This is a genomic window from Filomicrobium insigne (assembly GCF_900104305.1).
Taxonomy (GTDB): domain Bacteria; phylum Pseudomonadota; class Alphaproteobacteria; order Rhizobiales; family Hyphomicrobiaceae; genus Filomicrobium; species Filomicrobium insigne.
This window is the reverse complement of sequence record NZ_FNJC01000001.1, coordinates 858,995-870,489: the sequence shown is the minus strand read 5'-3', so window position 1 is coordinate 870,489 and position 11,495 is coordinate 858,995. Positions and strand designations below refer to the sequence as shown.

The following is an 11,495-nucleotide window of genomic DNA, read 5'->3' as shown; positions in this document are numbered from 1 at the left end:
AGTGAGCGATGCACGATCATGAGCGGCCTCGCGTTGTTTCCCTGATCGCAAGCACGACCGAAATCGTACACGCGCTGGGCATGGGGCATTTGCATGTCGCGCGATCGCACGAGTGCGATTGGCCGCCCACCGTTCAAAACCTTCCCGCGGTGACACGGCCAAAATTTAAGGTCGAGGGCTCAAGCCGCCAAATCGATAACGCCGTTCGCAACCTCGTCGAGCAGGGTCTTGCCGTCTACGAGGTGGATGCCGACGCACTGCAAGCTTTGGACCCCGATGTGATCCTCACCCAGGATCAGTGCGAAGTGTGCGCGGTGTCGTTGGCCGATGTTGAGCGCGCTGTATGTACCTGGATTGGCAGTAAACCCCAGATCTTGTCGCTCCGCCCGCATACGATGGCGGACATCTACGCGGACATTCGCAACGTCGCGGCAGCACTCGGATGCGCAGACGCTGGCGCGACGTTGGTGGCCAGCATGATGCAACGCATCGCCGAGGTCTCATCCGTCGTCGCGAGACGCCAGCGTCCAACGCTCGCGTATATCGAATGGATTGATCCGCCGATGTCGGGTGGCCACTGGATGCCCGAACTGATCGAAGCAGCCGGAGGGATCAATCTCTTTGGCGAGCACGGTGCGAACTCGCCATGGATCGCGTGGTCCGATGCGGCCGATGCCGATCCCGACATAATTCTCGTTTCGCCCTGCGGTTACGACGTTCCAACGACCCTGCGTGAAATGGCTGTCCTTGAAGACAACGAGGTTTGGAAAGGATTGCGTGCCGTTCGCGAGGGGCGTGTTTTCGTGGCCGATGGCAATGCGTACTTCAACCGTCCCGGCCCCCGTCTTGTCGAAAGCACGGAGATAGTGGCCGAGATCCTTCATTCCGACATTTGCGCCTACGGACATCGGGATCGGTCGTTCGTGCGTCACAACGCAGAAGTCGCCTCAGCTCATGGCGTAAAGCAATAATGACGCAACGATCGATACTGATAACCGGCTGCTCTTCCGGCATTGGCTTGGCGAGCGCGCTGGTGCTCAAAGCGCGCGGTTGGCGCGTGCTCGCCACCGCGCGACAACGAGCCGATCTCGACCGCCTGAAACAGGACCACGGCTTGGAACCCATTCCCTTGGAACTTGGGTACGAGGGATCTGTTCAGACCTGCGCTACACAGGCCATGGATATGACCGGGGGCGATCTGTATGCGCTTTTCAATAACGCCGCTTTTGGACAAGTAGGCGCCGTTGAAGATTTACCCGCCGCGCTGCTGCGTGAGCAGTTCGAGGTGAACCTGTTTGGAACTCACGAACTGACGCGCACCATCCTTCCTCACATGCGTGCACGTGGCCGTGGACGCATTGTGCAGTGTTCGTCGGTGCTAGGACTCGTCGCAGCGCCGTATCGCGGCGCCTACTGCGCATCAAAATTCGCATTGGAAGGGCTCACCGACGCGTTGCGTCTTGAGCTCAAAGATTCAGGTATTCATGTCTCGCTTATAGAGCCGGGCCCGATACGGACGCGCTTCGTCGAAACCGCACTGCGCCGTTTTAAGGCCTCGATCGATATCGATCGGTCTCCCTACGCGGAGGATTACAGGCGTCGCCTAGAAGAAATGGAGGCTGGCGGGAAGCAGACCTTCAAGCTTGAGCCCGAGGCCGTTGCGGCGAAGCTCGTGCATGCGGTCGAGGCGTCACGTCCCAAGGCGAGATACTTTGTGACCACGCCGACATACATCGCAAACGTCTTGCGTCGCGCCTTGCCGACCATTTTGCTGGATCGCGTCCTGCGCAACAACTGACGAAACAATGTTATTCGCGGTGATAGGGGTGTCCGGCGACAATGCTCGCGGCGCGATAAAGCTGTTCTGTAAGTACGATGCGTGCCAGTCCGTGCGGAAGCGTCAACGTCGACAGAGATAAGCGTCGATGTGCGGCAGCTTTGGCTTCGTCACCGTGGCCATCAGCCCCGCCAATCAGGAATGCAATCGATTTAACGCCCCCGTCGCGATCTTCCCGAATCGATTGTGCAATCTGCAGGCTCGATATCGCTTTCCCGCGTTCATCGAGCAGTACGATCACATCGGCCGCTCCCGCGGCTTTCAGAAGGCGTTGCGCTTCGTCAGAAGTTCGCTTGGCAACATCGCCGCCCCGCGCCTCGGGAAGCTCTGTAACTGTCAACGGACCTATGCCGCAACCGCGGCCAAGACCGTCGAGGAGCGTGGCATAGCGCGCCATGAGTTGACGTTCGGGCCCGTCCTTGAGGCGGCCGATGGCAACAATCGACAGGCGCATGAGAAGCCTTGGGTCGGAGAATGCGATGACGCGCAGCCAACATGTCGGCAGCTTTTAAATCAGTCTAGCAAAAGTGGTTCGGCGGATAACAGAACCCACACCGCCATCCCGCGGATGGCGGCTAGCAATGCGTGAGAACGCGCCAGGGACCTGAAGCGATCAGTGGGAGATCGCTTCGCCCGGACGTTCGACAGACCACATTTTCTCGAGGTTGTAGAAATCACGAACCTCAGGACGGAAAACGTGGACGATGATATCACCCGTGTCGATCAGGACCCAGTCACAGGTCTCTAACCCCTCGACACGCACACGGCCTTCGCCGGCTGATTTCATCTTTTCCTGGAGCATGTCGGCGATGGCACCAACGTGTCGGTCGGTACCGCCGGACGCGATCACCATGTAGTCCCCGATGGACGTCTTGCCAGCGAGATCGATGGTGACGATTTCCTCTGCCTTTGCTTCGTCCAGCCAGTGGACGATCTGCTTCAGCAGTGAAGCCGAGGTGTGCCGTTCGGGCGGAACCTCGGAAGGAAGCTTGCCATTGTTGGCCGCTTCATGCGCAGTTCGCATCTTGTAGTGGTCGTCCTCTCGTCATCGAACCAATTGGGTTCGTTCCAAGCAATGGATCCGGCATCGCCGGCATTTGTCCATCGCTCAATTGCGTCGAAGTAGAACAAGTGCCGTTGCACTCATCAAGAATAGACTTGACCTGCGATACGGATCAACACCTATGCGCGATTTATATTGCTGCTATTTTTACAGTTTCAATGTCTGGTCGAGGCTTTTCTGCAACAATTGCGAGTCTACGAGACCGTAATTCGGTCGAAGACAGGGGGCTGAGCCGCGTGGTTAAGAAAGTCCAGGCCGGAGGCTGGCACAGCGGCAGTTCCGAAGCATGGGCCTCATCGATACGGTATTTTTCGAGAATGCGTGCCGCTGGGGAGGCTAATGCGCGAAGGCGCCATCCCGGTCGATCGACCACTGCAAAAGGCATGGCCGTCGCAACGTCGCGCCATCTCTGCCAACGGTGAAACGTGGCGAGATTATCCGCCCCCATGATCCAAACGAAGCGCGCGCTCGCGTAGCGTAGTTTGAGAAACGCCAGCGTCGCTGCTGTGTAGGGCGTAGCTAATTGATCCTCGAAGCTCGTGAGCACCATCCGCGGATCGGATGTCATGGCACGGATTGCTGACATTCGTGCGTTAAGCGGCGCAAGATCATCGTGCGTCTTGAGCGGATTGCCCGGCGTCACAAGCCACCAGAGCCAATCGAGCTGGAGCCGCTTCAATGCTGTTCGCGCAACAATGAGATGACCTTCATGCGGAGGATTGAACGATCCCCCCATGACGCCGATGCGCTGGCCCGGTACGACCAGAGGTGTTCGGACCCCGATCGATCCAAAGCTGTGCGGCTGAGATTTATGCGCCACGTTACTTCGGTCTCGTTTGGCCGCTGCCGCGCACAACGTACTTGAACGTCGTGAGCTGCTCGACGCCGACCGGCCCGCGCGCATGCATGCGCCCGGTGGCGATGCCGATCTCCGCGCCCATGCCGAACTCGCCGCCATCCGCGAACTGCGTCGAGGCGTTGTGCATAACGATCGCGGAATCAACGCGTTTCAAGAAACGTTCCGCCGTTCCGTGACACTCTGTGATGATGCTATCTGTGTGTTGCGAGCTATAGCGAGCAATGTGTGCAATCGCGTCATCCACCCCATCAACGGTTTTGACTGCGATGATGGAATCGAGAAACTCCTGCCCCCAATCCTCGTCCGTCGCCGCCACGACGCGTTCGTCCGCCGCTTGCGCGGCAGCATCACCGCGAACCTCGCACCCGGCGTCCAACAGTGCTTTCACGAGAGGCGATAAGTAATCGTCGTCGGCGTTCCGATCGACAAGAAGTGTTTCGGTGGCGCCGCACACGCCCGTACGCCGCAGCTTGGCATTGAGGATGATCTCAACGGCCATGTCGATGTCTGCTCCGCGATCGACGTAGGTGTGGCAGATCCCTTCCAAATGCGCGAAAACCGGAACACGTGCCTCTTCTTGGACGCGCGCGACGAGGCTCTTACCGCCGCGCGGAACGATCAGGTCAAGCGTTCCGCCAAGCCCTTTCAACATATGTCCAACGGCTTCACGATCCGTGGTCGGCACGAGCTGGATAGCATCGGCCGGCAAGCCTGCACTACGCAGACCATGCGTAAGACAGGTGAGGATCGCTACGCTTGAATGATGGCTATCTGACCCGCCGCGTAAAATGGCGGCATTGCCGGATTTCAGACTCAGCGCACCGGCGTCGGCGGTAACGTTTGGGCGGCTTTCGTAGATAATGCCGATAACGCCGATTGGCGTGCGCACGCGCGAGATATCCAGCCCATTCGGGCGCTGCCATTCTGCGATTGTTTTTCCGACAGGATCTTCAAGCGCGGCAATGGTCTCAAGACCAGATGCGATGGCTTCTATACGGTCAGGATCGAGCATAAGCCGATCAAGATAGGCACCGTTTTTGCCGGCTTCTTCAGCGGCTTCAAGGTCGCGGCGGTTGGCTTCGATGATCCCGCTTGTATGGTGACGCAGCTCCTGAGCGGCAACGCGCAACGCTTGGTCCTTCTGCCCCGGCTCGGCAATGGCAAGCTCGGCCGCCGCGCGCCGCGCAGCTTGACCGATCTCCAACATCGCGGCTTCGATCTTGTTGTCGTTGATTAGGGCATGAACGGCTGCCGTCATCGCATTGTTTCCGTTGTTGTCGCATCCAGCGAGATGAGGCTGAGCGGGAAGCTTATTAAGTTCTCTTGGCCGTATAAAGTTTCTGAGCCGACATTCCCAATATTTTGGTCAAGACTTTTTGAAGCCGTGGACGGGGCTGTCGGGTGAGTGCGGTAGCAAAAGCCTAACATGGGCAGGCCCGCTGCGCTCACAATGGGTTGGAGCCGGATGGTTTTGTTGCGGAGCGATGTAACGACATGTCGTCGCGATGCAAAAGTTCGTCACGACCGAGATAGCCTAAGATCGCCGTGATTTCACTCGTCTTCTTGCCAATGATGCGCTCGGCATCCCCGCGGGCGTAAGCGATGAGGCCCCGGCCCAGTTCGTGGCCATCCTCAGAGCGGATAATGACGCAGTCGCCGCGGTCAAAATCTCCGACGACCCTTACAACACCAGCTGGCAGTAGGCTCTTGCCCTTCATCAACGCGCGTTCCGCACCCGCGTCGATCACGACTTCGCCTCTGGCTTCGAGTTGCCCGGATATCCAACGCTTCTTTGCCGTCACCGGGTCGGAAGGAGCCAGGAACCACGTGCACGGACCTCCCTCGCTCAGTTGCCGCAATGGATGATCCTCTTTGCCAGAGGCGATGACCAGGTGACAGCCGGCTGCGCGGGCGATCTTCGCGGCCTCAATTTTGGTCTTCATCCCACCCTTGGAAAGTTCGGTCCCGGCGTCGCCTGCCATGGCTTCAATCTCGCGTGTGATCTCCGTGACGATGTCGAGCCGACGCGCTTCGGAACTCGAGCCGGGTGGCGCAGTGTACAATCCGTCGACATCCGACAACAGAACCAAGCAATCTGCCGAGACCATCGAGGCGACACGCGCGGAAAGACGATCGTTGTCACCGTATCGAATCTCGTTGGTGGCGACAGTGTCATTCTCGTTGACGACCGGCACAGCGCCGAGCTGCAATAACGTCTGCAGCGTATTGCGCGCATTGAGATAGCGTCGTCGTTCTTCCGTATCTCCGAGCGTCAATAAGATCTGCGCCGCGGTCAGACCGTGACTGTTGGCGAGCTCCTGGTAGGCATGCGCGAGTGAGATCTGCCCAACGGCCGCCGCCGCTTGGCTCTCTTCAAGCTCCAGAGAGCCTTTAGGCAGTTTCAATGCGTGCCGTCCCAACGCAATGGCGCCGGAGGAGACAAGGACAACATCGCGCCCTTCGCCTCTGAGCGCGGCAATGTCCTCGATCAGAGAAGCGAGCCACTCGGCCTTGAGCCGGCCGGTCTGCTGATTGGTCAACAACGCCGAGCCGATCTTGACCACGATGCGTCGGGCGTCACGCCATTCTTGGCGTGCTTTTACGGCAGGGAGTTCAGCTTCGCTGGGCAGGGACATCGTCTATTTCTTATCGTTGGTGCAGGCACCGCCCATAGCAGAGTTTCATCATTTTGGGCAGAGCGCTGAAGGAAACACGTGAGCAGAGGGGCGCAACCCGCCTGCGATCTATGGAACATAATGCCATGTCTAGTGGTTATGGAGCAAAGGTTAGATGTGCGTCTGAGGAGAAAAATTATGCCAACACCTTCTGGGCATACCATTGCAATAAAGTCTTCGCGTGTTGTTGGGACTAATGTCTACAATACAGGTGGAGAAAAGATTGGGACTATTGAGGATATTGTCCTGGATAAACTATCCCCACGCATCATGTTCGCCGTGATTAGCTTCGGCGGATTTCTTGGTATCGGTGAGAAATATCACGCTGTTCCGTGGGCGCTGCTGGATTTCCAGGAAGACAAGGGGGGCTATGTCGTGCCGCTAACGCGCGAGGTTTTGGAAAAAGCGCCGGTCTACGACATGGAAGACTTGATCGCGGATGACGGTATGCAAGCCCGTAAAGAGGCTTACGATTATTACCGCGTGAAAACCGATTGGCACTAACGCCGTTCGTTGAGAGCATGAGCCAAAAATAAGAAAGAGAAAGCAAATGCGCAGCGTTATCCTTTATCTGCTCGGGGTCCCGATCTCGATAATCATTCTGCTGAACCTCTTCGGCTGGCTCGGATAGAGCCAGCCGCTCTCTATCGGATTGCTAAATCTAAGGGCGCCACGGCTCTGCCGGCACGTTGGAATTTTCATCTCGAGATCGTTCGATCACGCGAGCCAGCGCGAACAGTGCTTCTTTAACACCGCTCCCAGACACGGCAGAGAGCAAGAGTGGCGGCTTTCCGCAAGCCGCCTCCAAGGCGTGCGATCGTTCCTTCAGCTCATCGTCCCCAATCGCATCGATTTTCGTCAGTGCGATGATTTCTTCTTTTTCATCTAGGTCCGCACCGTACGCTTCGAGTTCGCCGCGCACCGTTTCGTATGCGGTCGAGACATCTTCCTGCGTCGCATCGATAAGATGCAATATGACGCTCGTGCGTTCGACATGGCCGAGAAAACGCGTTCCCAATCCGGCACCTTCACTTGCGCCTTCAATCAGCCCTGGAATATCGGCAAGCACAAAATCGAAGTCACCTGCGCGCACGACGCCGAGGTTAGGATGAAGCGTTGTAAACGGGTAGGCACCGATCTTGGGCTTGGCTGCGGAGACAGCTGCTAGAAACGTTGACTTTCCTGCATTGGGAAGGCCCACGAGCCCCGCATCCGCAATAAGCTTCATGCGCAGCCAGATTGTCATTTCCTGTCCCGGCTGGCCTGGATTGGCGTGGCGGGGAGCTTGGTTGGTCGGGCTCTTGAAGTGTGCATTACCGAAACCGCCATTGCCGCCTCGCGCGATCAGCGCGCGCTGGCCTGGCGTTTGAAGGTCAGCGATAAGCGTCTCTTGGTCCTCGCTGAGAACCTCGGTACCGGGCGGAACCTTGATGACGCAGTCATCTCCCGCAGGACCGGAACGGTTCCGGCCCATACCGGGTGTACCGTTGCGAGCCTTGAAGTGCTGCTGATACCGATAGTCGATAAGCGTGTTGAGGTTTTCGACGCACTCAACCCACACATCGCCTCCGCGTCCGCCGTCGCCGCCATCCGGGCCGCCGTATTCGATAAATTTTTCACGGCGAAACGAGATGCTCCCGTCGCCGCCCTTACCGGATTGAATATAGATTTTTGCCTGATCGAGGAATTTCATGGTCGAGTCTTTGAAAATTAGAGCTTCGGGGAATCGCGAAGAAGGGGAGGCGTCCAGCGCCGCCGTCAGCTAATGCGATCCATCCTGACGAGTTAGGCACCGTGTAGTACGGCCGTGTCATCATTGGCCAATTCTGGCAACGACCGACGTTCACGCGGCGCGCGATGGTCCTTGGAAACGCAGCCACGCAGTCTGTGGCCGCTTGAGTTCATAGCGCAAAGCGTCGACTTCTGCATTCCGCGCCTCGCACCAGCACCTGTTGCGGCCGATCGGCGTGAAGCCCAGTTTGGCGATCACCCGTTCAGATGCTGGATTGTCTATATAGTGTCCACACGTAACATGCGAAAAGCGTTCGCGGCGAAAGCAATAAGCAATCAAAGCCGCAGCTGCTTCCGTCGCATAGCCCTGGCCCCAGTAGGATTTGCCGAGCCAGTACCCAATTTCAGCGCTCTGTCCGTCTTCGTCCGGTAGGTATCCGGTTACTCCGATGAGCTGACCATCGAGCGCGATGCCGCGTACGACTTCCTTGTCGTGAATGCCGTTGATCCATTGATCGGCTGCGGCCTCGCTGTAGGGATAAGGCATGCGCGAGGTCATGCTGGCGATATCCCAATCCGCGCCAATCTCGGCGATGCGCCGTGCGTCAGCTTGCGTCAGTTCCCGAAGTCGTAAGCGCCGGGTCCTGATCTCACTGCCCTGCATCCTCTTCATCACCAAATGCCACAAGCGACCGACCATGATCTTCTCGTATTCATTGATCCGCGCGCCTGTTCGTGCCGCCGATCGTTCAACAAGATCCTTGAAAATATAAAAACAGGAGGCACGCGGTGCGCCTCCTGTTGGGTTATTCGAATTTTACCGTATGTGATCGGACCGCTTTCGCACGCCGCATCATTCCGCCGCGGCCACACCCTCGCTGGGCTTGACCGAAACATAGGTTCGGCCATTGCCGCGCGTGCGGAATTCAACGGCACCTTCGACAACGGCAAAGATCGTATGATCCGTGCCCATGCCGACGCCGGTGCCTGGATGCCACTTGGTGCCGCGCTGGCGGATAATGATGTTGCCAGGGATAACCTGCTCGCCGCCATAGCGCTTCACGCCAAGGCGTTTCGATTCCGAGTCACGACCGTTCTTCGTCGAGCCGCCGGCTTTCTTTTGTGCCATTGCTCAAGTCCTTCCTTAGTCTGTCGCCCTGCATCGGGCGCGGGCGTAGTTCAATCAGGCGGCGGTGATGCCGGTGATACGGATAAGCGACAGGTCCTGCCGATGACCGCGCTTCCGCCGGGAATTCTTCCGCCGACGCTTCTTGAAGGCGATGACCTTAGGGCCGCGCGTTTGCTCGACCAGTTCTGCGGTAACCTTTGCGCCTGCAACCAGCGGCGCGCCGACCTTGACGCTTTCGCCTTCGCCGACCATCAGAACCTCGTCAAATTCGATCGTGGCTCCGGCTTCGCCAGAAAGTTTTTCGACAGTCAGGATATCGTTTTGAGCGACACGGTATTGCTTGCCGCCCGTCTTAATGACTGCGTACATTGAATTAAGCCTTTATCTCTTCGCCGGCAGCTTCCGCGTCCGGCTGGGTTTCCGCGCCCTGTGGCGCCACCGTATTGCCTTGAATTATCAGGCAAATTTGGCGGACTTAATTCGCATAAGCGGGCCAGAGAAAAAAATCGCTGGCGAGGGCCTCGGGCAGCGCCTCTTGCGCGGATAGGCTAATGCCCTCCGCGAACCGACGTCTTATGAGAGAAGAGTGCTCATTTGTCAACGATAACGACCGGCAATTTCGAGGCTCATAGGCCGTTAGCGGACATAACAGCGGCCAAGTGATGGGAACATGCTCGAGGGGTGGCCAACTGGGTCGGAGTGAAGGCGGAAACATGCGCGTAACTGAGGCTGACTTGCCTGAAATACCGGTTATCGAGGTTGGGGCCGACTTCCCCTGGGAGACCCTTATCCGTCAGGAAGAAAGGGCGCACGCGTTACTTGATGTGGCAACGCGCCGGGCTCCCGATCGCGTCCTGCAGGTTCTGGACTCGATATCGCGTCGTTGGATTGCGCGCCGAGAGGCCGATGACTTGGCCGAGGTTGACCGCATCGCCGTGCGTCTCGGAAGGCCTGGGGCCTACTTTTTGTCGGTCAACTATGAATGGGGCTGCACGGTCCGCGTGTGTCCCTCACCGGACAATGCCAGCGCCCGCCTCATCCGTGTGCTCGATTGGCGCACGCCGGGGCTTGGCGCTCACATCATCGCGGCAAAGGTCGAGGCTGCTGCTGGGCCGTTCCTCACGCTGACATGGCCCGGCTATACCGGCGTGTTGCAGGCTGTCGCCAAGGGACGCTTTGCTGCAGCGCTCAACCAGGCCCCCATGCGGCGGCCCGTGGGACTTTACCCGGTCGATTGGGCGGCCAATCGCGCACGCGTCTGGCTTATGCCCCATCCAACGCCTGCACACGTGTTGCGCGACGTGTTCGAAACGGCGGAAGACTTTACCGAAGCAAAGCGGATGTTAGTGGAGCGCCCCATCGCATCTCCCGGCATTTTTGCGCTTTCCGGTCTGGGGCCGCGTGAGGTCGCAATCATTGAGCGCACTGAAACAGAGGCCCGTGTGCACACGGGAGACCAGATCGCGGCGAACCATTGGCAAGCGGCTGGCTGGCACGGTACCGCGCGCGGCACGGACAGCGCCGGCCGAGCCTGCCAGATGGCGCGAATTCCAGCAGATCTGAAGCCGGATTTTGGCTGGCTCGCTGCTCCGATGCTCAATGATCGGACGCGTCTGGTGATGCAAGCTGATGCAACTGAGGGGCGTCTCATCGCCCAAGGCTATGAAGCGCAAGCCGCGGCGACCATGCCTCTGCAACTATCCCTGTGATGAGACCAATATCCTGGATGCGCAACACGAAGCGCATGGCAAACTCCAGAAACGCGAAAGGGGCCGCGTGTCCGCGACCCCTCCGTGAGACTGGCTGAAAACGCCGGTCCGGATAGAAATCCTGGTCAGCTAGCTTAGAACCGGAGGCTGCTCCGACACTGTGCCCGCAAACCCAGACCACCGCGTCAGTCCGAAGATCTCACTTAACATCGGATCACCTCCTTCCCGTTGTTGAATCTCAAATCAAAGATAGCAGTGTTCGTTTTGTTTTCAAGGGGCTGGCCAGGGTCCCTTGAAACGATGTACGCACTGCGAATCGCGCAATTTTCAAAGACTTGTGCAAGGGCAGGTGCGCATCAGACGCTTTCGGAATTCTTAGTGCTTATGTCCAAAGCCGAGCGGTTTGAGGCGCGTCATCAATCGGATACGCCCCCTTGCATCGCTGCGATCAAGACGCTACAAGCTCGCGTCCTGCCGGATCATTTTTTGGCG

The 11,495-nt window shown here is 58.2% G+C and carries 13 protein-coding genes; 4 read left to right on the top strand and 9 right to left on the bottom strand.

Annotated elements, in window-relative coordinates; genetic code table 11:
* The first annotated feature begins 8 nt into the window (after positions 1-8).
* Positions 9-971, top strand: a complete 963-nt coding sequence (locus BLS30_RS04000) for a cobalamin-binding protein (protein ID WP_090226749.1) — start codon at positions 9-11, stop codon at positions 969-971.
* Complete coding sequence (locus tag BLS30_RS03995) at positions 968-1,798, top strand: SDR family NAD(P)-dependent oxidoreductase (RefSeq protein ID WP_210184015.1); 831 nt, start codon at positions 968-970, stop codon at positions 1,796-1,798. Before BLS30_RS04000 ends, BLS30_RS03995 begins: the two co-directional genes overlap by 4 nt.
* A gap of 10 nt (positions 1,799-1,808) precedes the next feature.
* Here the strand turns inward: BLS30_RS03995 and rlmH are convergent, their stop codons facing one another.
* The 5 genes from rlmH to proB all read right to left on the bottom strand — a co-directional run bounded on the left by rlmH (position 1,809) and on the right by proB (position 6,395).
* Positions 1,809-2,291 carry a 23S rRNA (pseudouridine(1915)-N(3))-methyltransferase RlmH gene (gene rlmH / locus BLS30_RS03990; RefSeq protein WP_090226744.1) on the bottom strand — a complete coding sequence of 161 codons (483 nt, stop codon included), beginning with the start codon at positions 2,289-2,291 and terminating at the stop codon, positions 1,809-1,811.
* Positions 2,292-2,450: 159 nt separating this feature from the next.
* Entirely contained in the window at positions 2,451-2,861 is a 411-nt protein-coding gene (gene rsfS, locus BLS30_RS03985) for a ribosome silencing factor (protein ID WP_090226743.1), read from the bottom strand.
* Positions 2,862-3,030: 169 nt separating this feature from the next.
* Positions 3,031-3,720 (bottom strand): nicotinate-nucleotide adenylyltransferase, encoded by a 690-nt coding sequence (locus tag BLS30_RS03980; protein WP_244465025.1) that lies wholly within the window; start codon positions 3,718-3,720, stop codon positions 3,031-3,033.
* Between the two features lies 1 nt (position 3,721).
* Positions 3,722-5,017: a glutamate-5-semialdehyde dehydrogenase gene (locus BLS30_RS03975; RefSeq protein ID WP_090226739.1), complete on the bottom strand. Its 1,296-nt coding sequence runs from the start codon at positions 5,015-5,017 to the stop codon at positions 3,722-3,724.
* 187 nt (positions 5,018-5,204) lie between these two features.
* The gene (proB, locus tag BLS30_RS03970) at positions 5,205-6,395 is read right to left on the bottom strand and encodes a glutamate 5-kinase (protein WP_046477422.1); all 1,191 of its coding nucleotides are present in this window, start codon (positions 6,393-6,395) and stop codon (positions 5,205-5,207) included.
* A gap of 177 nt (positions 6,396-6,572) precedes the next feature.
* Between proB and BLS30_RS03965 the strand changes: the two genes are divergently transcribed.
* Positions 6,573-6,938, top strand: coding sequence for a PRC-barrel domain-containing protein (locus tag BLS30_RS03965; protein WP_046477424.1), 366 nt, complete (start codon positions 6,573-6,575; stop codon positions 6,936-6,938).
* A gap of 157 nt (positions 6,939-7,095) precedes the next feature.
* Here BLS30_RS03965 and obgE read toward each other — a convergent pair whose 3' ends face one another.
* The 4 genes from obgE to rplU all read right to left on the bottom strand — a co-directional run bounded on the left by obgE (position 7,096) and on the right by rplU (position 9,663).
* Complete coding sequence (gene obgE, locus BLS30_RS03960; protein ID WP_090226736.1) at positions 7,096-8,127, bottom strand: GTPase ObgE; 1,032 nt, start codon at positions 8,125-8,127, stop codon at positions 7,096-7,098.
* Between the two features lie 150 nt (positions 8,128-8,277).
* A complete protein-coding gene (locus BLS30_RS03955; RefSeq protein ID WP_244465026.1) occupies positions 8,278-8,865 on the bottom strand; it encodes a GNAT family N-acetyltransferase in 588 nt (195 codons plus the stop codon).
* Positions 8,866-9,018: 153 nt separating this feature from the next.
* Entirely contained in the window at positions 9,019-9,294 is a 276-nt protein-coding gene (rpmA, locus tag BLS30_RS03950) for a 50S ribosomal protein L27 (RefSeq protein WP_046477427.1), read from the bottom strand.
* Positions 9,295-9,348: 54 nt separating this feature from the next.
* Positions 9,349-9,663, bottom strand: coding sequence for a 50S ribosomal protein L21 (rplU, locus tag BLS30_RS03945; RefSeq protein WP_046477429.1), 315 nt, complete (start codon positions 9,661-9,663; stop codon positions 9,349-9,351).
* A 344-nt stretch (positions 9,664-10,007) separates the two neighbouring features.
* On the opposite strand from rplU, the gene BLS30_RS03940 reads away from it, so the two are divergent.
* On the top strand, positions 10,008-11,003 hold the full coding sequence (locus BLS30_RS03940) for a C45 family peptidase (protein ID WP_090226732.1): 996 nt from the start codon (positions 10,008-10,010) through the stop codon (positions 11,001-11,003).
* Positions 11,004-11,495 lie beyond the last annotated feature (492 nt).

Bases quoted from the DNA above. Each gene is read 5' to 3' on its own strand.
- BLS30_RS04000 (WP_090226749.1), top strand. From the start codon at position 9: ATGCACGATCATGAGCGGCCTCGCGTTGTTTCCCTGATCGCAAGCACG.
- rlmH (WP_090226744.1), bottom strand. From the start codon at position 2,291: ATGCGCCTGTCGATTGTTGCCATCGGCCGCCTCAAGGACGGGCCCGAA.
- rsfS (WP_090226743.1), bottom strand. From the start codon at position 2,861: ATGCGAACTGCGCATGAAGCGGCCAACAATGGCAAGCTTCCTTCCGAG.
- BLS30_RS03975 (WP_090226739.1), bottom strand. From the start codon at position 5,017: ATGACGGCAGCCGTTCATGCCCTAATCAACGACAACAAGATCGAAGCC.
- proB (WP_046477422.1), bottom strand. From the start codon at position 6,395: ATGTCCCTGCCCAGCGAAGCTGAACTCCCTGCCGTAAAAGCACGCCAA.
- BLS30_RS03965 (WP_046477424.1), top strand. From the start codon at position 6,573: ATGCCAACACCTTCTGGGCATACCATTGCAATAAAGTCTTCGCGTGTT.
- obgE (WP_090226736.1), bottom strand. From the start codon at position 8,127: ATGAAATTCCTCGATCAGGCAAAAATCTATATTCAATCCGGTAAGGGC.
- BLS30_RS03955 (WP_244465026.1), bottom strand. From the start codon at position 8,865: ATGGTCGGTCGCTTGTGGCATTTGGTGATGAAGAGGATGCAGGGCAGT.
- rpmA (WP_046477427.1), bottom strand. From the start codon at position 9,294: ATGGCACAAAAGAAAGCCGGCGGCTCGACGAAGAACGGTCGTGACTCG.
- rplU (WP_046477429.1), bottom strand. From the start codon at position 9,663: ATGTACGCAGTCATTAAGACGGGCGGCAAGCAATACCGTGTCGCTCAA.
- BLS30_RS03940 (WP_090226732.1), top strand. From the start codon at position 10,008: ATGCGCGTAACTGAGGCTGACTTGCCTGAAATACCGGTTATCGAGGTT.